The following is a 21,767-nucleotide window of genomic DNA, read 5'->3' on the forward strand; positions in this document are numbered from 1 at the left end:
CGATGGAAAAAATGCTGTTGTGGTTCGAGATGCACAGTCTGCAGGAACGGTACGTGAGCGTCCTGGACAACGACCGGCTTGAAGAGTGGCCTGCGTTGTTCGTGGAAGACTGCTTCTACGAAATCATCCCGAAGGAAAACGCCGACATGGGGCTCAAGATCGGCGTGATCTGTTGCGACAGCCAGCGCATGCTGCGCGACCGCGTGCTGTCGCTGCGCCACGCCAACATCTATGAAGAGCACACCTATCGCCACATGACATCGGGCATGCAGATCACGCAGATCGACGCCGATACGGTGGAAACGACATCCAACTATGTCGTGGTGCAGACCCGCGGCAATGGCGAGTCCTTCGTGTACCAGGCCGGCGTCTACAAGGACGTCGTGGTGCGCACCGGCGAAGGCTGGAAATACAAGCGCAAGAGCGCGGTCTTCGACACGTCGCGCGTGCAGACCCTGCTTGCCACACCGATCTGACCCATGACGGAATCCACCATGTCTGCCCAGCCTTCCCAAGACGCCGCCGAATGGTTCGACGTGGGCGCCCCCGCCGATTTCCAGGACGGCGACGTGGCCCCTGTCGTGGCCGACGGCATCGAGATCGCACTGTTCCGTATCGGGGATGACCTGTACGCCCTGCGTGACAAGTGCACCCACGGCCGCACCAAGCTGTCCGATGGTTTCATCGAAGACGACTGTATCGAGTGCCCGCTGCACCAGGGCAAGTTTGCGATTCGCACGGGCGAGCCCATGAGCGAGCCGGTGACCAAGGCCGTCAAGGTGTTTCCTGTCCGGGTGGTTGACGGCCGGGTCCAGGTCGGTAAGGCCGCCTGACGGCGCGACCTGAAACACGCCGCTTTCGTTCTTCCCTTTCCGCAGTCCCCATCCTTTCGGAGCACCCGCGATGTTCGAACACGCACTCGTCATGAAGCGTCTGGCCCTTGCTTGCGCGACCCTTGGCCTGGCCACGGCCACCGCTGCCGCCTCGGCCGCGCCGATCAAGGTCGGCCTTGCGCTCGACATTTCCGGCCCGTTCGCCGCCACCGGCGCCGAACAGCGCGACGGCTTCAACCTGGCGATCGACATGCTGGGCAACAAGCTTGGCGGACAGCCTGCCGAGTTCCTGCAGACCGACATGGCGGGCAACCCCGACCAGGCCCGCCAGCTGGTGGAACGCTGGATCCAGCGCGACAAGATCGACCTGTTCACCGGCCCGACCGGATCGAACGTGGCGCTGGCCGTCGGCCCCGCGCTGTTCGCCGCCAAGGTGCCGTACATTTCCAGCAATCCGGGCCCCAGCCAGTACGCCGGCGCCCAATGCAATGCCTATTTCTTTGGCACGTACCAGAACGACACCGCGCATGAATCCGCCGGCAAGTTCGCGTCCGACAAGAACTTCAAGAAGACGGTGCTGATCGCGCCGAACTACCCGGCCGGCAAGGACGGTCTGACCGGCTTCAAGCGCCGCTACACGGGCGCCGTGGCTGACGAGATCTACACCAAGCTGGGTCAGCTGGACTACTCGGCCGAGCTGGCCCAGCTGCGTTCCACCAAGCCCGACTCGCTGTACTTTTTCCTGCCGGGCGCGATGGGCATCAACTTCATCAAGCAGTTCGTGGCCGCCGGCCTGTCGAAAGACATCACGCTGATCGCGCCTGCGTTCTCGGGCGACGAAGACATCATCCAGGCCGTGGGCGAGCCGATGCTGGGCCTGTTCAATACCGCGCTGTGGGCGCACGACCTGGACATTCCGGCAAACAAGACCTTCGTGGCCAAGTTCCGCGAAAAGTACAAGCGCTATCCCTCGATCTATGCCGCACAGGCCTTCGACGTGATCATGGGCATGGACGGCGCGGTGCGCGACGTGGGCGGCAAGGTGGCCGATCGTCCGGCCCTGGTCAAGGCGATCAAGGCGGCGAACTACGCGTCGATCCGGGGCAAGTACACCTACGGCAACAACCACTATCCCATCCAGGACTATTACGTCCGCCTGATCGGCAAGGATGCGCAGGGCGTCATTACCAACAAGACGCTGGGCAAGGTGCTCGAGAAGTACCAGGACTCCTATCACGACGCCTGCAAGATGATGTAAGGGTCGACACGAGGGGGATGCTTCCCAGGGCGCCGCGGCGCCCTCGGCGGCATCCCTTTCCGTTCGCAGGGCTGCTTCAATCCGGGATACAGAACCATATGGATTCGATATTTGTCATTGAGCAATTGCTCAACGGCCTGGGCTACGGCTTCATGCTGTTCCTGCTCGCGGCCGGTCTGACGCTGGTGTTCGGCATCATGGACACCATGAACCTGGCGCACGGGTCGCTGTTCATGGCGGGCGGCTACGTGGCCGCCACGGTCCACACTCAGACCCAAAGTTTCATTGCCGCCGTGCTGGCCGCCGTGGCGGTGACCCTGCTGGTGGCGCTGCTGCTCGAATTGCTGCTGGTGCGGCGCCTGTATGGCCGCGATCACCTGGCGCAGGTGATGGCGACGTTTGGCGTGATTCTGATTGCCGATGACGTGGTCAAGGCGATCTGGGGGCCCTCTCCCTGATGGCGCCGACGCCCGCCGGGCTGACCAACCCGGTGCAGATCCTGCCCGACCTCCCGTATCCCTCATATCGCCTGGTCATTCTGGGGGCGGGGCTGGCCATCGCGCTGGGCCTGTACCTGCTGGTCAATCACACACGCGTCGGCATGCTGGTGCGCGCGGGCGCATCCAACCGCAAGATGGCGGAGCTGATGGGCGTGCGCGTACGGGGCATTTTTACCTGGGTGTTTCTGCTGGGCGCGGGGCTGGCCGCCGTGGCGGGAGCGTTGATGGGGCCGATCTCGGCGGTCGAGATCGGCATGGGGGAAGCCATCCTGATCCCCGCGCTGGTCGTGATCGTGATCGGTGGAATCGGGTCGATCCGCGGCGTCTTCATTGCCAGCATGCTGGTGGGGCTGGTCGACATTGCCGGCCGCGCCTTCCTGCCGCCCATGCTGCGCGCCACGCTGCCGCCCAGTATTGCCGCCGACCTGGCGCCGGCGCTGACCGGCATCGCGATCTACGCGCTGATGGCGGGCGTGCTCGCGTTCAAGCCCGCCGGCCTGTTTCCCGCCCGAGCCTGAGGAGCATCATGTCGACTGTCATTCCTCCCGTGGCGACCCCCGCGGCATCCGCCCCCGCCGCATCTGCGCCGCGCGCCGCCCCTGCCGCGCCGCGCGATACCCGTCCGTTCATGTCGGGCCTGCTCAGGATCGGACCCTGGCTGCTGCTGGCCGTGCTGATCGCCTTGCCCTGGATCGCGCCGGCGCTGGGCCAGGACTATTACGTGGGATTCGTGCGCCGGGCCCTGATCTTCATGCTGGCCGTGGCAGGCCTGAATTTCATTCTGGGTTATGGCGGCATGGTGGCGCTGGGCCAGGCAGGTTTCATCGGCGTTGGCGCCTACACCCTGGTCGCCATGTCCGACGCCGGCATGACCTCGGCCTGGGCCATGTGGGGCGCGGCTGCCGTGGTGGCTGGCCTGGTGTCGGCGCTGGTGGGACTGGTGTCGCTGCGTACGCGCGGCGCCTACTTCATCATGATCACGCTGGCGTTCGCGCAAATGATCTATTACGTGTCGGTCTCGGTCAACGCCTATGGCGGTGACGACGGCTACAACCTGCCCCAACGGCCGGCCCTGGGCTTCGGGCTGGACAGCGCCAACGACGCGACCCTGTACTGGGTGGTGCTGGCAATCGTCGCCATTCTGTTCGCCGGACTGAACCGTATCACCCGGTCACGCTTCGGCCATGCCCTGGTCGGCACGCGCGACAACGAAACCCGGATGCTGGCGCTGGGCTACCCGGTGTTCGCCATCCAGCTGGTGGCATTCGTGATCGCCGGGGCCTTGGCGGGTCTGGCGGGCGCCTTGCTGGTCACGCACAACAGTTTCGTGAGTCCATCGGTCATCAACTGGACCCAGTCGGCCACCATGATCGTGATGGTGCTGCTAGGGGGCGTGGGCCGCCGCTGGGGCGGTCCGATCGGCGCCGGCGTGTGGATCGCGCTGGAAGAGCTATTTCGCGGCTACACCGAATACTGGCATTGGCCGCTGGGCGCGCTGCTGATCTTCCTGGTGTTTTTCGCGCCGCGCGGCATTGCCGCCCTGGCCGACGTCCGGACCCGACGGACGTTCACGCGCGGCACGCCGGCGTCATCCGCGCCTTCCCCCGCGGCGCCTGGCTCCGCAGCTTCCTCCAAGGTGACCTCATGAGCCTGTTCCAAGCCCAAGGCCTGGTCAAACGGTTCGGTGGGCTGACCGCCACCGACCATGTCGACCTGGATGTCGGCCCCAACGAAGTGCACGCCCTGATCGGTCCGAACGGCGCGGGCAAGTCCACGCTGGTCAACCTGATCTCGGGCCTGTTGGAGGTCGACGCGGGCCGCCTGGAACTGGACGGCGTGGACCTGACGCGCCTGCGTTCCAACCAGCGGGTGCGTGCCGGGCTGTCGCGGTGTTTTCAGGTCACCAGCATTTTCCGGGATGCCTCGGTGCGCGACAATCTGCTGCTGGCCGCCCAGGCGCACAGCGGAAGCAGCTTCCGCTTCATGGGCAACCGCGAGCACGACACCCTATTGCTCGACACTGCCATGGCCCTGGCCGAACGGGTCGGTCTGCAGCACGAATTCGACCACGTGGCAGGCGCCTTGCCGCATGGCGGGCAGCGCAAGCTGGACGTGGCGCTCGCGCTGGCCGCCCGCCCCAAGCTGCTGCTGCTGGACGAGCCCATGGCCGGCATGGGACAGGACGAATCCGCCCGCATGATCGACCTGATCCGCAGCCTGCGCACCGAGATGGCGATCCTGCTGATCGAACACGACATGGATGCCGTGTTCCAGCTGGCCGACCGCGTAACGGTGCTGGTGTACGGCAAGGTGCTGACGTCCGGCACGGCCGCCGCCATCAAGTCCAACCCGGAAGTCCAACGGGTGTATCTGGGCACGGAGACACACGCATGACCGCCAACCCATTGTTGTCCTGCCGTGGCCTGGAAGCCGGCTACGGCGCCAGCCAGGTGCTGTTCGGCATTGATTTCGACATCCGCGAGGGCGAGGTCGTCACCCTGCTTGGCCGCAACGGCATGGGCAAGAGCACCACCATCAAGACCCTGGTGGGGTCCCTGGCGCCTCAGGGGGGCGACATCCATTTCACCGGCAAGCCGACCCGCGGCATGCGTCCCGACGCCATCGCGCGGCTGGGCATGGCCATCGTGCCCGAAGGCCGTCAGTGCTTTCCGAACCTGAGCGTGCGGGAGCATCTGGTGGCCTTCGCCGACAACCGCAATGGCCGCAAGGACGAATGGACGCTGGACCGCATCTATGGCCTGTTCCCGCGCTTGAAGGAACGTGCGCAGAACCTGGGCAACCAACTGTCGGGCGGTGAGCAGCAGATGCTGGCGATCGGCCGCGCCCTGTCCACCAATCCTCGGCTGCTGATCCTGGACGAGGCCACGGAAGGCCTGGCCCCGGTCATCCGCGACGAAATCTGGCGCTGCCTGACGCAACTGAAAGCAGCCGGCCAGACCACCCTGATCGTCGACAAATACGTGGAACGGCTGGTGGAATTTGCCGACCGCCACGTGATCCTGGAACGGGGCAACGTGGTGTGGACCGGATCGTCGCCCGACCTGGCAGCCGACCGCAGCCTGTGGACACGGTACATGGGGGTGTAGGCAATCACCGGCGCGCCAGGGCAGGCGGGGTGGGGCAAGGGTAAGTGCTAGACTGCCTGCCGCTATTCCGTTTTGTGAAAGACCGCCCATGTCCTTGCTCGACAACCTCAATCCCCCCAGCTTGCCGCCATCACGCTAGATCCGACCCACCACGCCCTGGTGCTGGCCGGAGCGGGCAGCGGCAAGACGCGTGTGTTGACGACGCGCATGGCCTGGCTCATCCAGACGGGACAGGTCAGCCCCCACGGCCTGATGGCGGTGACCTTCACCAACAAGGCGGCCCGCGAAATGCTGACGCGGATGACGTCCATGCTGCCGATCAATACGCGCGGCATGTGGATCGGCACCTTTCACGGGCTGTGCAATCGCATGCTGCGGGCGCATCACCGCGATGCGGGCCTGCCGCAGACCTTCCAGATCCTGGATACCGCCGATCAGCTGTCGTCGATCAAGCGGATGCTCAAGGGCGCCGGCATCGATGACGAAAAATTCCCGCCGCGCCAGGTGCAGCAATTCATCAACGGGTCCAAGGAAGAGGGCCTGCGCCACACTGACGTCGAAGCCAACGACAACTTCAACCGCCAGCTGGCCGAGCTGTACGGCATGTATGACGCGCAGTGCCAGCGCGAAGGCGTGGTCGACTTTTCGGAACTGCTGCTGCGCAGCTATGAATTGCTGTCGCGCAATGCCCCGATCCGCGAGCACTACCAGCACCGCTTCCGCCACATCCTGGTGGACGAGTTCCAGGACACGAACCGCCTGCAGTACCGCTGGCTGACCCTGCTGGCGGGTGGGGGCGCCGCCGTCTTCGCCGTTGGCGACGACGACCAATCCATCTATGCCTTTCGCGGCGCCAACGTCGGCAACATGGCCGAATTCGAGCGCGATTTCGCGGCGGAGCAGGTGATCCGCCTGGAACAGAACTACCGTTCCTACGGCCACATCCTGGACGCGGCCAACATGCTGATCCGCAACAACTCGGGCCGGCTGGGCAAGAATCTGTGGACGGACCGCGGCCACGGCGAACCGATCCGCGTGTACGAGGCCATGTCCGACCAGCAGGAGGCGCAGTGGGTGGTCGAGGAGATCCGCTCGCTTGTCAACGATGGGCGCCTGCGCAGCCAGATCGCCATCCTGTACCGCAGCAACGCCCAGTCGCGCGTGCTGGAACATGCGCTGTTCTCGGCCCACGTGCCCTACAAGGTGTATGGCGGCCTGCGCTTTTTCGAACGCCAGGAAATCAAGCACGCGCTGGCCTACCTGCGGCTGATGGAAAATCCGCACGAGGACACCGCGTGGATGCGCGTCGTGAACTTTCCGACGCGGGGCATCGGCGCGCGTACGCTGGAACAGCAGGCCGACATCGCCCGCACCCACGCCATCAGCCTGTATTCGGCGGTGGGCCATGTGGCAGGGCGGGGCGGCAACAACCTGGCGCAGTTTGCGGCGCTGGTCGATCGCATGCGCTTCGAAACCCAGAACCTGCCCTTGCATGAGATCGTCGAGCACGTGATCGAGGCTAGTGGCCTCATCGCGCACTACCAGACCGAAAAGGAAGGGACCGAGCGCATCGAGAACTTGCGCGAACTGGTCAACGCGGCAGCGGCGTTCGCGTCCGAGGACGGCTATGCCGCCGACGACGCCGGCGCGCTGTCCACGACCCTGCCCGAGACCGGCCAGGTATTGCCGTCGCCGCTGGCGGCCTTCCTGTCGCATGCCGCGCTGGAAGCCGGCGACAACCAGGCCAGCTTGGGCCAGGACGCCGTGCAGCTGATGACAGTGCATGCCGCCAAGGGCCTGGAGTTCGAAGCCGTGTTCATCTCGGGCATGGAAGAGGGCCTGTTCCCGCACGAGAACAGCATTCTCGAACCCGCCGGACTGGAAGAAGAACGCCGCCTGATGTACGTGGCCATTACGCGGGCGCGCGAGCGGCTGTACATGAGCTTTTCGCAGACCCGCATGCTGCACGGCCAGACGCGCTATCACATGCGGTCGCGCTTCCTGACCGAAGTGCCCGAAGCGTCCCTGAAATGGCTCACGCCCAAGATGGGGCTGGCCAAAGGCATGGACACGGCGCCGGCGTGGGGCAGGTCATCGGCATGGATCGACAACGACTCGGCCGATGGCGTCAGCATGGGCCGCAGCCGGGGCAAGGACGTGCACGCCTACGTCGGATCCAACGAGACGTATTCCAGCCGACGTACAGCGCAAGCCGGCGTCGAGGTCAATGGAAAGACGTTCATGGTGGGGCAAAGCGTGACGCATCCCCGGTTCGGGGAAGGGGTGATCGTTCACCTGCAGGGGACCGGGCAGGACGCCCAGGTGCAGATCAACTTTAGCGGTTCGGGCACAAAGACCCTTGCGCTGGGCGTAGCCAAGCTGGATCCGGTCTGATGGCCGGGTGAATCCAGCGCGGCGGCCGTCGCGGCGGTCGGCTTTCCGGAAACAGGATCCCGGAGTCGGCCAACGCGCGTCTGGCAGCGCACGCTAACGATTCAGCAACTTCGGTCGGGCACGTGCCGGCAACAAAACAGCACGGCGCGACAGGGGGCTAGGGCAGGCCAGGCGTGCCCGGCCCGCTTAGCGCCGCGGCGGACGTGGCGTGCTTGGGGGACCGGTACGCTCGTCCTTGTGGCGGAAGCTGATGCGTCCCTTGGTCAGGTCGTAGGGCGACAGTTCCATCGTCACCTTGTCGCCGGCCAGGATACGGATCCGGTGCTTGCGCATCTTGCCCGAGGCGTAGGCCGCGACTTCCATGCCGTTTTCCAGGGTGACCCGGAAGCTGGTGGACGGAAGCACTTCGGCAACGACGCCTTCCATTTCAATAAGGTCTTCTTTAGCCATATGTGATTCTCCGATGCATCGCCAGGATGCAAGAAATTACGCGTGAGCTCCGCGATCGGAACTCGACACGATCGACGCTATCCGACGCCATCGGCACCCAACAAGAGGCGAAGTACGGGGAGCGCGAGCGGTATGCTCTAAGAGTACTGCGGAAGCTTTGTCGCGGAAACGACAAATGGGGCAACAAAGTTGCCCCATCGCCAAAAAACCCCGGAAGGGGCTTTCTGCAATAGAAATTACAGAGGCTGGATATTGGAAGCCTGACGACCCTTCGGGCCGGTGGTCACTTGAAAGCTGACCTTCTGGTTTTCTTGGAGGGACTTGAAGCCTTCCGTGCGGATTTCCGAGAAGTGCGCAAACAGATCGTCGCCGCCTGCATCAGCCGTGATAAAACCAAAGCCCTTGGCGTCGTTAAACCATTTGACGGTACCGGTTTCCATTATTTCTAATCCTTAATACATTGTGGGGTTACTGCTCTTGAATGCAAGACCATCAAGGGTAGAGACAATGGACAACCTAAGCATTGCCTGAGCCAGCAGCGGGTGGATGACCGCAAGGGAATGACCACCAGGGTTCAATCAACCCGCCACCGCAGGCTTACCAATTTGTACAGCAACTCGTAACTTGAAAATCGTGCGCTATCTTTATACGGGTTATTTGGACTCTGGTCAAATCATTTGCTGTGCTTCGGGCGTGTCCGGCTCGCCAAAGACGCTTTCGTACGCCGGATAGAAGCTGCAGTACAGCACCGCGGCCGCGAAGAAGTTCAGCGGCATCTGCACCAGGCCCGCCACCCCTTGTGGCAAACCGATGCCTTCAAGCAGGCCGCCCAGCAGTTCCAGCCCCGCCACGGCGCCGAACCAGACCAGCCCATAGACGATGAATGCGCCCTTGTTGCGCCAGCAGGCCACGGCCGAAAAGAACAGCGCCTTGCGCAGGCTCAGGTTGTGCCACGCGACCAGCACCGGCGCGTGCCAGAACATGGCCGCCACGCTCACGTAGAAGATGGCGAACAGGATGATCGGCGTGCGCATGGCGACCAGGACAGGCGACAGGTCGTCGTCGGTCACGCCCTGCAGGGCGTCGCGCAGGGTGTCCATGAAGGGCAGGAAGGCGACCATGCCCGCCAGCAACACGATCACCACATACACGGCGCCCATGCCGAACAGGCGCTTGGCCAGGCCCGGTGTCTTCAGGATCAGGAACAGCCGCAGCGGCATGACGGCCTTGCCGGCCAGGATCTGACGGCAGGCGACCAGCGTCATCACCGTGACCACCGGCATCAGCGTGACGAAAAGCAGGGGGCCGATCGGCGGGATCATGGTGGCGACGAGCACCAGGAAACCGATGGTCAGCGCCCAGGTGAACATGGCGATCGGTTGTCGCTTGAACAGGCCGAATCCATCACGGACCCAGTGCCAGCCGGCGCTCATGGGCAAGGAGGCGGCTTGCATCACGCGTCCCCTGTTGCTCGGGAAGGCATGGCGGCAAAAACGAATGTCATCAAGGCAGGACCAGGGGAGTGTGCGCGCGGCGCAGCCGCAGGATGCGCTCGAAATGGGTGGGATCGTGCGGCGTCAGGGTCTGGGCCGGACGGGGCAGGTAGAAGTCGAACAGCCGGGACATCCAGAAGCGCAGCGCCGCGGCGCGCAGCATCAGGGGCCAGGCGGCGCGTTCCTGGTCGGTGAACGGACGCTCGGCGGCGTAGGCGGCCAGAAAGGCCTCGGCCAGGTCGGCGCGGATCTCGCCGGTGGCGTGGTCGATTGCCCAATCGTTGACGCAGACCGCCACGTCGAACAGCCACGTGTCGCAGCCGGCAAAGTAGAAATCGATGAAGCCGCCCAGTTCGGGCGCGTCGGGCGTGCCGGCGAACAGGACGTTGTCGCGGAAGAGGTCGCAGTGCGCCGGGCCGGACGGCAGGCTGCGCTGGGCGTCGGCGGCCGCCGCGGCGACCTGCGCGGCGACTTCGTCGCGCAGCATGTCGGCGACGTCTGCGGACAGATACGGCGCCACGATCGGCGCCGTTTTCGCCCACCATTCCACGCCCAGCAGGTTGGGCTGGTCTATCGTGAAATCCTGGCCGGCCAGGTGCATGCGCGCCAGGGTGCCGCCCACCAGGGCGTTATGCACCGCGCCTGGCTGCATCTGGCATTGGCCGGGCAGCCGCGTCACGATCGCGCTGGGCTTGCCGTGCAGTTCGGTGATGCGCGCGCCGTCGTGCGTGGCCTGCGGGTGCGGCACCGGCACCTGATGTTCGGCCAGGTGACTCATCAGGTCGATGTAGAAGGGCAGCTGCGCGTGCGTCAGCCGCTCGAACAGCGTCAGGACGTATTCGCCCGTGGTCGTCGACAGGAAATAGTTGGTATTTTCGATGCCGGATGAGATGCCGCGCAGCGATCGAAGCTCGCCAAGCGAAAAGCGCTGGAGCAACGAACGGGCGTCAGCTTCATCGACGGGGGTGAAGACGGCCATGGATAATCTGTGAAGAAGGTCGGAATGCGGTGCTTGGCAGCATTCTAGCCGCAACCCTTGGCGCGGCATGTGGCGGGGGCGCCGCGACGCACTAATAAAGGGAGCGGAGCACGCGGATCGTGCGGCGTCGGGCGGCGGTGGTGCGGCGGCGGAGTGCCGCGCCGCGTTCGATGCCGGACGGGCGGCCTCGCGGTGTCGGGCCCGGACGGTTCGACCGGCGGCCCGAAGCGGCCGTTCCCAGGCATGTATGCGCGTTGGCACTCTGGATGGCGGTGGGCAGCCTTGCGCGCCTGCGCGACCGCGAAATTTGGCATGGATCGTGCTCGTTGCAGGGTGCCGCGGGCAGCCCTTCATGCAGGGCTGGCGGGGATCCGGCCGTTCGGCCGACTCGCGGCGCACCTTCAAGGACTTCCATGACTGTGAGCATCAAGCTGCGGCCGCTGGGCGTGTTCGCCAGCAGCACGATCGTGTGCGCCATTCTTGCCTCGTGCGGCGGCAGTGACCAGGACACCGTGATCCGGCTCAACCCGAACCGCGCCCCGTTCCCGCTGGTCGAGGCGACCATTGCCGGCATGCATGCCGCCATGAAACAGGGGCAGCTTTCCTGCCGCGACGTCGTGCAGGGCTATATCGCCCGCATCAATGCCTATGACAAGGAGCCCAGCGTCGCCTTTCCGGCCAGTCCGGCGCTGCGCAGCGTGATCGCGATCAACCCGAACGCGCTGGCCGAGGCCGACAAGCTCGATGCCGCGTTCTTTGGCACCCAGAACTTCACCGGTCCGATGCATTGCGTCCCGGTGCTTGCCAAGGACAACTTCGACACCTTCGACATGAAGACGACGGCGGGCTCGCTGGCGTTGGCCAACAATCAGCCGCCCGACGATGCCTACACGATCCGCAAGATCCGCGCGGCGGGCGCCATCATTCTGGGCAAGGCCAACCTGGACGAATATGCCTTCGGTTTCGTCGGCCGGTCGGCCGTGGGCGGGCAGGCCAAAAATGCCTATGACCCGACCAAGGGGCCGGGCGGATCCTCGTCGGGCACCGGCACGTCGATCGCGGCCAGCTTTGCCATGGTCGGCCTGGGAACCGATACCGGCGGGTCGGTGCGGGTGCCGTCGGCACTGGAAGCCCTGATCGGCATCCGCCCCAGCCTGCGGCTGGTCAGCCAGGACGGCATCGTGCCGCTGGCCCACGCGCAGGACTCGGCCGGCCCCATGTGCCGGACCGTGGAAGACTGCGCCGTGCTGCTCGACGCCATGGTGGGCTTCGATCCCTCCGCCGGAAGCGGTCAGCGCGCGGCCAAGATCTACAACGCGCCGCTGTTCCCCAACGCCGGCGCGTATGCCGCCGCGACCAAGGTGCCGACGACCTACACCGCTTCCTTGCGGGCCGATGGCCTGCGCGGCGCGCGGATCGGGGTGGTGCGCAGCATGTTCCCGGCGGCCACGGCAGCGAATCAGCCGTTTCTGGATGCCCTGAATTCCGCGCTGACCGACATGGCCGCGGCGGGCGCGGTGCTGCAGGACATCGATCTGGACGACCGCGCCACGGTGCTGGGCTACCCCAGCCTGTCGGGCTACGAATTCAAGGACAACCTGACCGAGTACCTGCTGTCGTGGCCGTCGACAGGTGACGGGCATCCGCGTTCGTACGACGAAGTCTCCACCCTGTTATCCACGCTGGAACCCACGTTCGTGAACAGCTTCGAAGGCTATCGGGCGAACGGAACCAACAAGGAGAGCAAGCCAGCCTACCTGACCTACACCAGTGGCGAACGGGACAACGTCGTCATTACCCGGGTGACCAAGGCGCTGGGCAACAACGGCGGCACGCCATTCGATGTGCTGGTGTATCCGGTACTGCAGGGCTTGAACACGGCCGTAGGCAGTTCGCCCAATTCAGGCAGCAACAACCGCCTGAGCCCGTACAGCGGCTTTCCGGCGATGACCATCGTGGCGGGTTTCGCAACGCCGGTGGGCGCCACGACGCCGGCCCAGCCGGTTGGCCTGGAAATGCTGGCGCGGGAATTCGACGAGCCCACCCTGTTCAAGATCGGCTACGGCTGGCAGCAGACGGCCAAGAAGCGCCGCCCGCCCACGACCACGCCGGAACTGATGGCGGCGCCGCAGGGCTGACCGGAGGCCTAACCGCGGGCCGGGCCAGCAAGTGTCCCCGGCCGCGTCTCGGTCACAGGTTGAGCAGTCGTTCGCGTTCGCCGGGCGACTGCGTAAAACCTTCGGCCTGATAGAAGTCGAAAATGGCATCGACGATCTCTTGCGGATCGTCGATCACCTGCAGCAAGTCGGGATCGCCGACAGACACCAGCTTTTGCGCCAGCGGCTGCGCGCGGATCCAGTCCAGCAAGCCCGCCCAGAATTCACTGCCCACCAAGATGATGGGCATGCGGCGGCTTTGAGTGGTCTGCACCAGGGTCAGCGCCTCGAACAGCTCATCCAGCGTGCCAAACCCCCGGGCAGCACCACATAGGCCGATGCGTACTTGACGAAGGCAACCTTGCGCGGAAAGAAGTGGCGGAACGACAGGCTGATGTTCTGCCACGGATTGTGGTTCTGCTCGAAGGGCAATTCGATGTTCAGGCCGACGCTGGGGCTGGCGCCTTCGTACGCCCCCTTGTTGGCCGCTTCCATGATGCCAGGCCCGCCGCCCGAAATGACGGAAAAGCCGGCGTCGGACAACAGCCGCGCGATCTTCTCGGTCTTTTCATACAGGGGGGAATCGCTCTTGATCCGGGCACTGCCGAAGATGCTTACCGCCGGGCGGATCTGGGCCAGTCGTTCAGACGCCTCGAAGAACTCTGACATAATCCCCAGCAGATGCCACGACTCCCGCGCCTTGGTTGCCGTGGCGCGTTCAGCGTTCACGACATCGCGCAACCCCGGTATCCGCCGTGTGTTCTTTGCCTCGACCCGCGGGTCTTTGGTGTCTGGACTTTCTTCGCCTGTTTGAATTTCTGTGTGTTTGATCATGATCAAGACGTTGCTGTTGGTCGACGGTTCGAGTTACTTGTACCGCGCGTTTCATGCCCTTCCCGACTTGCGCAACGCGCAGGGCGAGCCGACCGGCGCCCTGTATGGCGTGCTCAATATGTTGCGTCGAGCGTTGAACGATCATAAGGCAGACTATATCGCCTGCATTTTCGACGCCAAGGGCAGAACCTTCCGCGACGATATGTATCCGGAGTACAAGGCGACTCGGGCGTCCATGCCGGATGACCTTGCCCGCCAGGTCGAGCCCATCCTGGCGTCGGTCCGCGCCATGGGCTGGCCGGTGATCTCGATCGAAGGCGTCGAAGCCGACGACGTGATCGGGACGTTGACGACCATGGCGGCCAGGCAGGGCGTCAAATCCATCGTCTCCACCGGCGACAAGGACATGGCCCAACTGGTCAATGATCACGTCACGCTGGTCAACACCATGAGCGCCGAGACGCTGGATATCAACGGCGTGATCGCGAAGTTCGGCGTGCCGCCCGAGCGCATCGTGGACTACCTGATGCTGATCGGCGATACGGTCGACAACGTACCCGGCGTCGAAAAAGTCGGCCCCAAGACGGCGGCCAAATGGATCACGCAGTATGGCTCGCTGGACGAGCTGATCCGCCAGGCCGATACCGTGAAAGGCGTGGCGGGCAACAATCTGCGCGCGGCCATCCCCAATTTCGAGCTGACCCGCAAGCTGATCACGATCCGCACCGACTGCGATCTGGCCAAGGAAATTCCCGATCTGGAGTCGCTGCGTCCGCGACCGGTCGAACGCGACACGCTCGAAACCCTGTACGAACGCTACGGCTTCCGTACCTGGGTGCGCGAGATCACCGGCGATGCGCAGCGGGTGCCGGAAGGCGACTCGCGGGTGCAGACGGACCTGCCGGCTGCGCCCGAGACGGTCGAGTACGACACCGTGATGGACTGGCCGACCTTCGACAAATGGCTTGCCCGCATCGAAGCCGCCGAGCTGGTCGCCCTGGATACCGAAACCAATTCGCTGGTCGAAATGCAGGCGAAGCTGGTGGGCATTTCGATCGCGACGGCGCCGGGCCTGGCCTGCTACATCCCCGTGGCGCACCGTTATGGCGGGGTGCCCGACCAGTTGCCGCTCGACGAGGTGCTGGCCCGGCTCAAGCCCTGGCTCGAAAACGCCGATGCGCCCAAGCTGCTGCACAACGCCAAGTACGACACACACGTGTTTGCCAACGCGGACGTCAGCTTGCGCGGCGTGAAGCACGACACCATGCTGCAGGCCTATGTGCTGGAATCGCACCGCGGAGTCGGCCTGGCCGATCTCGCGCAGCGCTGGCTGGGCCGCAGCGGCGTGCAATATGAAGAGCTGTGCGGCAAGGGCGCCAAGCAGATCTGCTTTGACGAAGTGGCCATCGATGCGGCCTCGCATTACGCGGCCGAAGACGCGGACTTCACGCTGCAACTGCACAACGTGCTCTTGCCGAAGATCGAGGCCGACGACAAACTCAAGACCGTCTATGCGATCGAGATGCCCGTGTCGCGGGTGCTCACCGTGATCGAGCGCAACGGCGTCAGCATCGACAGTGACGAGCTGGCGCGGCAAAGCCACGTGATCGGTCAGGAATTGATGACGCTGGAACAGCGCGCCTATGAACTGGCGGGCCAGCCCTTCAACCTGAACTCACCGAAACAATTGGGTGAGATCCTGTTCGACAAGTTGAAGCTGCCTGTCGTGAAGAAGACGGCCAGCGGCGCGCCGTCCACCGACGAGGACGTGCTGTCCAAGCTGGCCGAGGACTTTCCGCTGCCCAAGGCGTTGCTGACGTATCGCAGTCTGTCCAAGCTCAAGGGCACGTATACCGACAAGCTGCCCAAGATGGTCAACCTGGACACCCGCCGGGTGCACACGCGTTATGCGCAGGCCGCGGTGGTGACCGGACGTCTGGCGTCGAGCGATCCCAACCTGCAGAACATTCCCGTCCGCACGGTGGAAGGGCGCCGCGTGCGCGAGGCCTTCGTGGCGGACGAGGGCAACGTGATCGTATCGGCCGACTATTCGCAGATCGAGCTGCGCATCATGGCGCACATCTCGGGCGACGAAAGCCTGCTCAAGGCGTTTGCCGCGGGCGAAGACATCCACCGCGCCACCGCGTCCGAAATCTTTTCCGCGAAGCTGGACGAAGTCAGTTCCGAGCAGCGCCGTTACGCCAAGGTGATCAACTTCGGCCTGATCTACGGCATGAGCGCGTTCGGGCTGGCCGCGAATCTGGGCATCGAACGGGATGCGGCCAAGCACTATATCGACCGCTACTTCACCCGCTATCCGGGCGTGGCGCGCTATATGGATGAAACGCGCGCGCGGGCGCACGAACGCGGTTATGTCGAGACCGTATTTGGCCGGCGCCTGTGGCTGCCCGAGATCAACGGCGGCAGCGGACCGCGTCGCCAGGCCGCCGAACGCGCGGCCATCAACGCGCCGATGCAGGGCACGGCGGCCGACCTGATCAAGCTGGCGATGGTGGCCGTGCAGGACTGGCTGGACGCTTCCGGCATGCGTTCGCGCATCGTGATGCAGGTCCATGACGAACTGGTCGTCGAAGTGCCCGAGGCCGAAGTCGAGGTGATGCGTGAACGGCTGCCGGCCCTGATGTGCGGCGTCGCCGATCTGAAGGTGCCGCTGGTCGCCGAAACCGGCGTCGGAAAGAACTGGGAACAGGCGCACTGACGTCGCCTTGACGCGGCGCGGACTGCGCCTTGGCAACGCGCCGATGCTGCCCTGGTGGTTCGCTGGCGCGATGCCAGAAGCGGCGCGGCGCGGACTGCGCGTTGCGTGCCGCGGCGCGTTCAGCTGTTACGCTTCTTAAGCCTCGGCGGACAGTACATGGATGCGTACGTCGTCCAATTCGACGATCTGATCCGCCCGGATCTTGCAGGTTTTGCGCAGTTCGACCTGCCCGTCGACCTTCACCAGGCCATCGGCCACCATGGCCTTGCCCATCCCTCCGGAATCGGCCACGCCCGTGGCTTTGAGCAGATCACAGAGGGGAATGAACTCCCGGGTCAGGGTAAATTGAAGTGCTTGCATGGTCGGGATCTTCGGTTGCACGGAAGGCGTCATTATGAGGCCAGTGGCCGTCGCGCCACGGTGTCGGCGGATGCAGATGGGGCCTGGACTGCCTCGGCGCCGCGTCACCGCTTGTTGCGATCGCTCTCGCTTTGCATTGAGCGCAACCACCGCGCGCGTGCTGGCGGCTGATAGATTGAGGACGTGTCGGGAGACACCTTCATCTATCAGTTGAACAGGAGGGATGCCGGATGGCCTACCAACGCAACGATGCAAAAAATTACTGACCGCGCCCGAGCTGGCGCTGTTCGACGCCGGCCGCAGCGGCGATATCAAGAATCACAGCAAGTCCGCGCTGCGCGGTCACCTTGAGCGCGCCCGCAAGCTGCGCGACAAATACCGCGACCTGTATCGCCGTCAGCGCGTGGCGCTGCGCGGTTCGACCGGCGCGAAATCCGGTGCGCAGGGCGAAGGCAACGAGCGCACGCGAATGAAGGAAGAAATCCTTGCGGAAGCCGTGACGCGTTTCGAGGCGCGACTGACGCAGATCGAGGCCGCGGAAGATCGCGAGCACGCCGCAGCCGAAAAGGCGGCGAGCAAGTCGGCGGCCAAGTCGTCCAGCCGCACCGCGGTGGCGAAGAAGTCGGCTGGCAAGACGGCAGGTGGCAGGACGGCAGGTGGAAAGACCGCTGCAAAGAAGTCGGCCAGGAAGTCGTCCGCTGCGGATGATTCGGCGTCGGATGCCCCAGCGGGCCGCAAGGCTGGCAAGAAGAGCAGCAAGACCGCGGCGAAGACATCGTCTGCGTCCAAGTCGGCCGCATCGAAGTCTTCAGCTTCCAAGTCTTCGGCCTCCAGGTCTTCGGCCTCAAAGTCTTCTTCAGCAGCATCGGCGACCGGATCGTCGGCATCCGCTGCGAAGAAGACTTCAGCCAAGAAGTCGTCCGCGAAGAAGTCTTCGGCTAACAAGTCGGCGGCAAGGAAGTCGACGGCGGGATCGGATTCAGCTTCCGGGTCAGCCAGCAAAACGGCCGGCAAATCGGCGGGCAAGACAGCCAGCAAGTCTGCTGGCAAGCCAGCGAGCAAATCGGCAAGCAAGTCGGCCAGTAAATCCGCCAGCAAGTCGGCAGGCAAGTCGTCTTCTACCGGCGCTGCGGGCAAGACCGCTGGCGCGCGCAAGGGCGGCACGTCTTCCGCCACAGGCGCCGCGGGCAAGACCGCTGGCGCGCGCAAGGGCGGCACGTCTTCCGCCACGGGCGCCGCGGGCAAGACCGCTGGCGCGCGCAGGGGCGGCAAGTCGTCGGCCACCGGCGCTGCGGGCAAGACCGCCGCCGCGCGCAAGGGCGGCAGCCGTCCGTCCAAGACATCGCGCAGTCCCACCGATGAAGCGGCCGCCAAGCTGCCGGACCTGCCTGACATCCTGAACACCAGCCTCCGAGATGCGCGGGATTCCGCCGCCGATTCAGGTGCGGCCGCCAAGACCGCGCCAGCGAAACGCAGCAGCGCGAGAAAAGCGCCGGCCAAGAAGCGTGGGTCGGCGTCCGCGGGTGACACGTCCGGCAGTCCCGCCACCGCGTCGCCTTCAGCCAATGAAGGAAGCACGGCAAGCGACGCAGCGTCCGGCGCCGGCAGCGACAGCACGGGCGGCAACGGCGCCAGTGGCGGCACCGGTCCGGATACCCTGACGGGCGCGCCCAGTCAGAACCTGCTGGCCTGATGCCTGCGCCAGGCTGACTGACCCTTCCCGGGTCGTTCCGCCTGCCAGGTACACCTGGCGCAAATCAACGGCCGCCTCGTGCGGCCGTTTTTGCGTGACTACCTGGGCGTTGCCCGGGCGAGGCCCCCGCGGTGGCGGTAAACTCCCTGTCTGTCCTACAGCTGCCGCCTGCCCCCGATAATGAGAACCCGCATTCTGACCGGCGTGACCACGACCGGCATTCCTCACCTTGGCAATTACGTGGGCGCGATCCGCCCGGCGATCGAGGCCAGCAGGGCGCCCGATGCCGATGCCTTCCTGTTTCTTGCCGACTATCACGCGCTGATCAAGTGCGGCGAACCGGAACGACTGCAGTCCTCGCGCCTGGCCATTGCCGCCACCTGGCTGGCGGCGGGGCTGGATCCTGAACGCGTCACCTTCTATCGCCAGTCCGACATCCCTGAGATTGCGGAACTGTGCTGGCTGCTTACCTGCGTGACCGGCAAGGGCCTGATGAACCGCGCGCACGCGTACAAGGCCTCGGTGGACCAGAACGTGGCCGAGAATCTGGAGCCTGACGCGGGCATCACGATGGGCCTGTTCTCGTACCCGGTGCTGATGGCGGCGGACATCCTGATGTTCAGCGCCCACAAAGTACCGGTCGGCCGCGACCAGATCCAGCACATTGAAATGGCGCGCGACATCGCCCAGCGTTTCAGCCACCTGTATGGCAACGGCCGCGAATTGTTCACGCTGCCCGAAGCGCTGATCGAAGATTCGGTCGCGACGCTGCCCGGCCTGGACGGCCGCAAGATGTCCAAGAGCTACAACAACACCATTCCCCTGTTCGAGGGGGGCGCAAGCTGCTGAAGGACACGATCGGCAAGGTGGTGACCGATTCGCGCCTGCCCGGCGAGCCCAAGGATCCGGAGACCAGCCAGCTTTACACGATCTTCCGCGCCTTCGCGTCTGACGAGGAATCGGCGGCGTTCCGCCAGCAGCTGGAAGACGGCATGGGCTGGGGCGACGCCAAGGCCGCGTTGTTCGACCGTCTGGAACGCGACATCGCCCCCATGCGCGAGCGCTACGAAGCCCTGATCGCGCGCCCTGACGACATTGACGACATTCTGCTGGCTGGTGCGCACAAGGCGCGTGAACTGGCGCGTCCGTTCATGGCCACGCTGCGCGATGCGGTAGGACTCGGCTCGATGCGGGCCGGGGCGGCGCCGCTGCCAAGGCGGGCAAAAGAAAGCCGCCAGGCAGGCCAGGTTCATCAGCTTCCGCGAAACGGACGGCACCTTCCGGTTCCGCTTCGTGGCGGCCGATGGCGAGGCCCTGCTGCTGTCGGACACCTACGCTGACGCGCAGACGGCGGGCGCGGCGATCAAGCACCTGCAAGCCCAGCCCGACCTGGCCGAAAACTTGCTGCTGGACGAACTGGGCTACACCGTGAGCCTGGACGGCCATGTGGTCGCCCGCGGCGGTCCGTTTGTCACGCCCGAGGCCCGTGACGCATCGCGGGACAAGTTGCTGGCCGAATTGCGGGGCCTCGCTGCAGCGGGCTGATTCGCCGCCGGACCCTCTCCCTCTTCTTTGACCAGGAAAGCCGCCATGGCGCAGTTTTTTCCGTACATCCCCAGAATCCGCAGGCCCGGCTGCTCAAGCAAGCCGCCGCCCTCATCCGTAGCGGCGGCCTGGTCGCCATTCCGACCGACTCCAGCTATGCCGTGGTGGCGCACCTTGACGACAAGAACGCCGCCGACGGCCTGCGCCGCCTGCGCGGCGTCGATGACCGCCATCACCTGACGCTGCTCTGCCGCGACCTGGCCGAGATCGGCCAAATGGCGCATGTCGACAATCGCCAGTACCGTCTGTTGAAGACCGGCACGCCGGGACCGTTCACCTTCATCCTGGAAGCGACCAAGGAAGTGCCGCGGCGCCTGTCGCACCCGTCGCGCAAGACAATCGGCATCCGTATTCCCGACAATGCCATCACCCTGGCGCTGCTGGAAGAGGTAGGCGCGCCGCTCATCTCGACCACGCTGATTCCCGATGGCGAGACCGAACCGCTGAACGACGCCGAGCAGATCCGCGAACGCTACGAGCGTCAGCTGGCCGCCGTGATCGACGGGGGCGCCTGTCCCCACCAGGCCACGACCGTGATCGACTTGACCGACGACCAGCCTGTCGTGGTGCGGATCGGGCGGGGCGATCCGGCGGCACTGGGGATCCGGGTCGACGTCGCGTGACGGATCGGTACTGATCCACCCGGCGGAGGCGCGCGGCCGCGCCGCCGCATACAATGCCGCATGGAATCTGTCATTCAAACGATCGCGATCTACGCGATCCCGCTGATTTTCGCGATCACCCTGCACGAAGCGGCCCATGGTTACGTGGCCCGCATGTTCGGCGACAACACGGCCTATGCCGCCGGACGGGTCACCCTCAATCCCATCAAGCACATCGATCCGGTCGGCACGCTGCTCGTGCCGGCGGTCATCCTGCTGACCAGCAAGCTGTTCGGTTTCGGCGGCCTGCTGTTCGGCTGGGCCAAGCCCGTGCCTGTCGATTTCGGCCGGCTGCGCCGCCCGAAGCGCGACATGCTGTGGGTGGCGGCGGCCGGGCCGGGGATCAATCTGGTCATGGCCATCATCTGGGCGGTCAGCCTGAAGCTGATGATCGCCACCGGCATGACCGAAGAGTTCTTCATGGCCATGGCCGTCGCGGGTATCCAGGTCAACCTGATGCTGATGGCGCTGAACCTGCTGCCGATTCCGCCGCTGGATGGCGGGCGCATCGTGTTCAGCCTGTTGCCCGACAGGCTGGCCTATCAATATTCCCGGATCGAGCCGTACGGCATGGTGATCCTGATCGTGCTGCTGGTCACGAATCTGCTGACCTTCCTGGTGTCGCCCATCCTGGGTGTTGGCGATGCGATCATCAAACTGTTCCTGTAGACCGGGCGCCCGTGAACTTTTCCGTGCCTGGATTGCCTGATAGGCCAGCGGTCGC

At 64.9% G+C, this 21,767-nt stretch carries 16 protein-coding genes and 4 pseudogenes; 14 read left to right on the forward strand and 6 right to left on the reverse strand.

Annotated elements, in window-relative coordinates; genetic code table 11:
- The first annotated feature begins 2 nt into the window (after positions 1–2).
- The 8 genes and pseudogenes from andAd to ACNANG_RS21065 all read left to right on the forward strand — a co-directional run bounded on the left by andAd (position 3) and on the right by ACNANG_RS21065 (position 8,092).
- Positions 3–476 (forward strand): anthranilate 1,2-dioxygenase small subunit AndAd, encoded by a 474-nt coding sequence (gene andAd, locus ACNANG_RS21030; RefSeq protein ID WP_420224641.1) that lies wholly within the window; start codon positions 3–5, stop codon positions 474–476.
- An 18-nt stretch (positions 477–494) separates the two neighbouring features.
- A complete protein-coding gene (locus ACNANG_RS21035) occupies positions 495–833 on the forward strand; it encodes a non-heme iron oxygenase ferredoxin subunit (protein WP_420224642.1) in 339 nt (112 codons plus the stop codon).
- Between the two features lie 91 nt (positions 834–924).
- Positions 925–2,091: an ABC transporter substrate-binding protein gene (locus ACNANG_RS21040; protein WP_420227616.1), complete on the forward strand. Its 1,167-nt coding sequence runs from the start codon at positions 925–927 to the stop codon at positions 2,089–2,091.
- A gap of 98 nt (positions 2,092–2,189) precedes the next feature.
- Positions 2,190–3,109, forward strand: a pseudogene (locus ACNANG_RS21045) (branched-chain amino acid ABC transporter permease).
- A 110-nt stretch (positions 3,110–3,219) separates the two neighbouring features.
- The gene (locus ACNANG_RS21050; RefSeq protein ID WP_420227617.1) at positions 3,220–4,239 is read left to right on the forward strand and encodes a branched-chain amino acid ABC transporter permease; all 1,020 of its coding nucleotides are present in this window, start codon (positions 3,220–3,222) and stop codon (positions 4,237–4,239) included.
- Positions 4,236–4,985: an ABC transporter ATP-binding protein gene (locus tag ACNANG_RS21055; protein WP_420224643.1), complete on the forward strand. Its 750-nt coding sequence runs from the start codon at positions 4,236–4,238 to the stop codon at positions 4,983–4,985. Before ACNANG_RS21050 ends, ACNANG_RS21055 begins: the two co-directional genes overlap by 4 nt.
- On the forward strand, positions 4,982–5,698 hold the full coding sequence (locus tag ACNANG_RS21060; RefSeq protein ID WP_420224644.1) for an ABC transporter ATP-binding protein: 717 nt from the start codon (positions 4,982–4,984) through the stop codon (positions 5,696–5,698). Before ACNANG_RS21055 ends, ACNANG_RS21060 begins: the two co-directional genes overlap by 4 nt.
- An 88-nt stretch (positions 5,699–5,786) precedes the next feature.
- A pseudogene (locus tag ACNANG_RS21065) lies at positions 5,787–8,092 on the forward strand (UvrD-helicase domain-containing protein).
- Positions 8,093–8,278: 186 nt separating this feature from the next.
- Here the strand turns inward: ACNANG_RS21065 and infA are convergent.
- From infA to ACNANG_RS21085, 4 genes are all read right to left on the reverse strand, one after another.
- Positions 8,279–8,542: a translation initiation factor IF-1 gene (gene infA / locus ACNANG_RS21070; protein ID WP_420224645.1), complete on the reverse strand. Its 264-nt coding sequence runs from the start codon at positions 8,540–8,542 to the stop codon at positions 8,279–8,281.
- A 236-nt stretch (positions 8,543–8,778) separates the two neighbouring features.
- Positions 8,779–8,982 carry a cold-shock protein gene (locus ACNANG_RS21075; protein WP_179586448.1) on the reverse strand — a complete coding sequence of 68 codons (204 nt, stop codon included), beginning with the start codon at positions 8,980–8,982 and terminating at the stop codon, positions 8,779–8,781.
- A 228-nt stretch (positions 8,983–9,210) separates the two neighbouring features.
- Positions 9,211–9,996: a BPSS1780 family membrane protein gene (locus ACNANG_RS21080; RefSeq protein WP_420224646.1), complete on the reverse strand. Its 786-nt coding sequence runs from the start codon at positions 9,994–9,996 to the stop codon at positions 9,211–9,213.
- A 49-nt stretch (positions 9,997–10,045) separates the two neighbouring features.
- Entirely contained in the window at positions 10,046–11,014 is a 969-nt protein-coding gene (locus ACNANG_RS21085) for a homoserine kinase (protein ID WP_420224647.1), read from the reverse strand.
- A gap of 413 nt (positions 11,015–11,427) precedes the next feature.
- Between ACNANG_RS21085 and ACNANG_RS21090 the strand changes: the two genes are divergently transcribed.
- Positions 11,428–13,152 (forward strand): amidase family protein, encoded by a 1,725-nt coding sequence (locus tag ACNANG_RS21090; RefSeq protein WP_420224648.1) that lies wholly within the window; start codon positions 11,428–11,430, stop codon positions 13,150–13,152.
- Between the two features lie 52 nt (positions 13,153–13,204).
- Here the strand turns inward: ACNANG_RS21090 and ACNANG_RS21095 are convergent.
- Positions 13,205–13,920, reverse strand: a pseudogene (locus tag ACNANG_RS21095) (TIGR00730 family Rossman fold protein).
- A gap of 82 nt (positions 13,921–14,002) precedes the next feature.
- Between ACNANG_RS21095 and polA the strand changes: the two are divergent.
- Positions 14,003–16,723 (forward strand): DNA polymerase I, encoded by a 2,721-nt coding sequence (gene polA, locus ACNANG_RS21100; RefSeq protein WP_420224649.1) that lies wholly within the window; start codon positions 14,003–14,005, stop codon positions 16,721–16,723.
- Positions 16,724–16,858: 135 nt separating this feature from the next.
- On the opposite strand, the gene ACNANG_RS21105 is transcribed toward polA, so the two are convergent.
- The gene (locus ACNANG_RS21105) at positions 16,859–17,083 is read right to left on the reverse strand and encodes an RNA-binding S4 domain-containing protein (RefSeq protein WP_420224650.1); all 225 of its coding nucleotides are present in this window, start codon (positions 17,081–17,083) and stop codon (positions 16,859–16,861) included.
- 223 nt (positions 17,084–17,306) lie between these two features.
- Between ACNANG_RS21105 and ACNANG_RS21110 the strand changes: the two genes are divergently transcribed.
- The 4 genes and pseudogenes from ACNANG_RS21110 (at position 17,307) to ACNANG_RS21125 (ending at position 21,712) form a co-directional block, all read left to right on the forward strand.
- The gene (locus ACNANG_RS21110; protein WP_420224651.1) at positions 17,307–18,776 is read left to right on the forward strand and encodes a hypothetical protein; all 1,470 of its coding nucleotides are present in this window, start codon (positions 17,307–17,309) and stop codon (positions 18,774–18,776) included.
- A 180-nt stretch (positions 18,777–18,956) separates the two neighbouring features.
- A pseudogene (locus ACNANG_RS21115) lies at positions 18,957–20,321 on the forward strand (tryptophan--tRNA ligase).
- 89 nt (positions 20,322–20,410) lie between these two features.
- Positions 20,411–21,004, forward strand: coding sequence for an L-threonylcarbamoyladenylate synthase (locus ACNANG_RS21120; protein WP_420227618.1), 594 nt, complete (start codon positions 20,411–20,413; stop codon positions 21,002–21,004).
- Between the two features lie 60 nt (positions 21,005–21,064).
- Entirely contained in the window at positions 21,065–21,712 is a 648-nt protein-coding gene (locus ACNANG_RS21125; protein WP_420224652.1) for a site-2 protease family protein, read from the forward strand.
- Positions 21,713–21,767: the final 55 nt, after the last annotated feature.

Origin of the sequence: Pigmentiphaga litoralis, from assembly GCF_048632615.1 — a bacterium.
In the GTDB taxonomy this organism is placed as follows: Bacteria; Pseudomonadota; Gammaproteobacteria; order Burkholderiales; family Burkholderiaceae_B; genus Pigmentiphaga; species Pigmentiphaga litoralis_B.

Coding starts and splice junctions, on each gene's coding strand:
- andAd (WP_420224641.1), top strand. CDS start 3: ATGGAAAAAATGCTGTTGTGGTTCGAGATGCACAGTCTGCAGGAACGG.
- ACNANG_RS21035 (WP_420224642.1), top strand. CDS start 495: ATGTCTGCCCAGCCTTCCCAAGACGCCGCCGAATGGTTCGACGTGGGC.
- ACNANG_RS21040 (WP_420227616.1), top strand. CDS start 925: ATGAAGCGTCTGGCCCTTGCTTGCGCGACCCTTGGCCTGGCCACGGCC.
- ACNANG_RS21050 (WP_420227617.1), top strand. CDS start 3,220: ATGTCGGGCCTGCTCAGGATCGGACCCTGGCTGCTGCTGGCCGTGCTG.
- ACNANG_RS21055 (WP_420224643.1), top strand. CDS start 4,236: ATGAGCCTGTTCCAAGCCCAAGGCCTGGTCAAACGGTTCGGTGGGCTG.
- ACNANG_RS21060 (WP_420224644.1), top strand. CDS start 4,982: ATGACCGCCAACCCATTGTTGTCCTGCCGTGGCCTGGAAGCCGGCTAC.
- infA (WP_420224645.1), bottom strand. CDS start 8,542: ATGGCTAAAGAAGACCTTATTGAAATGGAAGGCGTCGTTGCCGAAGTG.
- ACNANG_RS21075 (WP_179586448.1), bottom strand. CDS start 8,982: ATGGAAACCGGTACCGTCAAATGGTTTAACGACGCCAAGGGCTTTGGT.
- ACNANG_RS21080 (WP_420224646.1), bottom strand. CDS start 9,996: ATGCAAGCCGCCTCCTTGCCCATGAGCGCCGGCTGGCACTGGGTCCGT.
- ACNANG_RS21085 (WP_420224647.1), bottom strand. CDS start 11,014: ATGGCCGTCTTCACCCCCGTCGATGAAGCTGACGCCCGTTCGTTGCTC.
- ACNANG_RS21090 (WP_420224648.1), top strand. CDS start 11,428: ATGACTGTGAGCATCAAGCTGCGGCCGCTGGGCGTGTTCGCCAGCAGC.
- polA (WP_420224649.1), top strand. CDS start 14,003: ATGATCAAGACGTTGCTGTTGGTCGACGGTTCGAGTTACTTGTACCGC.
- ACNANG_RS21105 (WP_420224650.1), bottom strand. CDS start 17,083: ATGCAAGCACTTCAATTTACCCTGACCCGGGAGTTCATTCCCCTCTGT.
- ACNANG_RS21110 (WP_420224651.1), top strand. CDS start 17,307: ATGCCGGATGGCCTACCAACGCAACGATGCAAAAAATTACTGACCGCG.
- ACNANG_RS21125 (WP_420224652.1), top strand. CDS start 21,065: ATGGAATCTGTCATTCAAACGATCGCGATCTACGCGATCCCGCTGATT.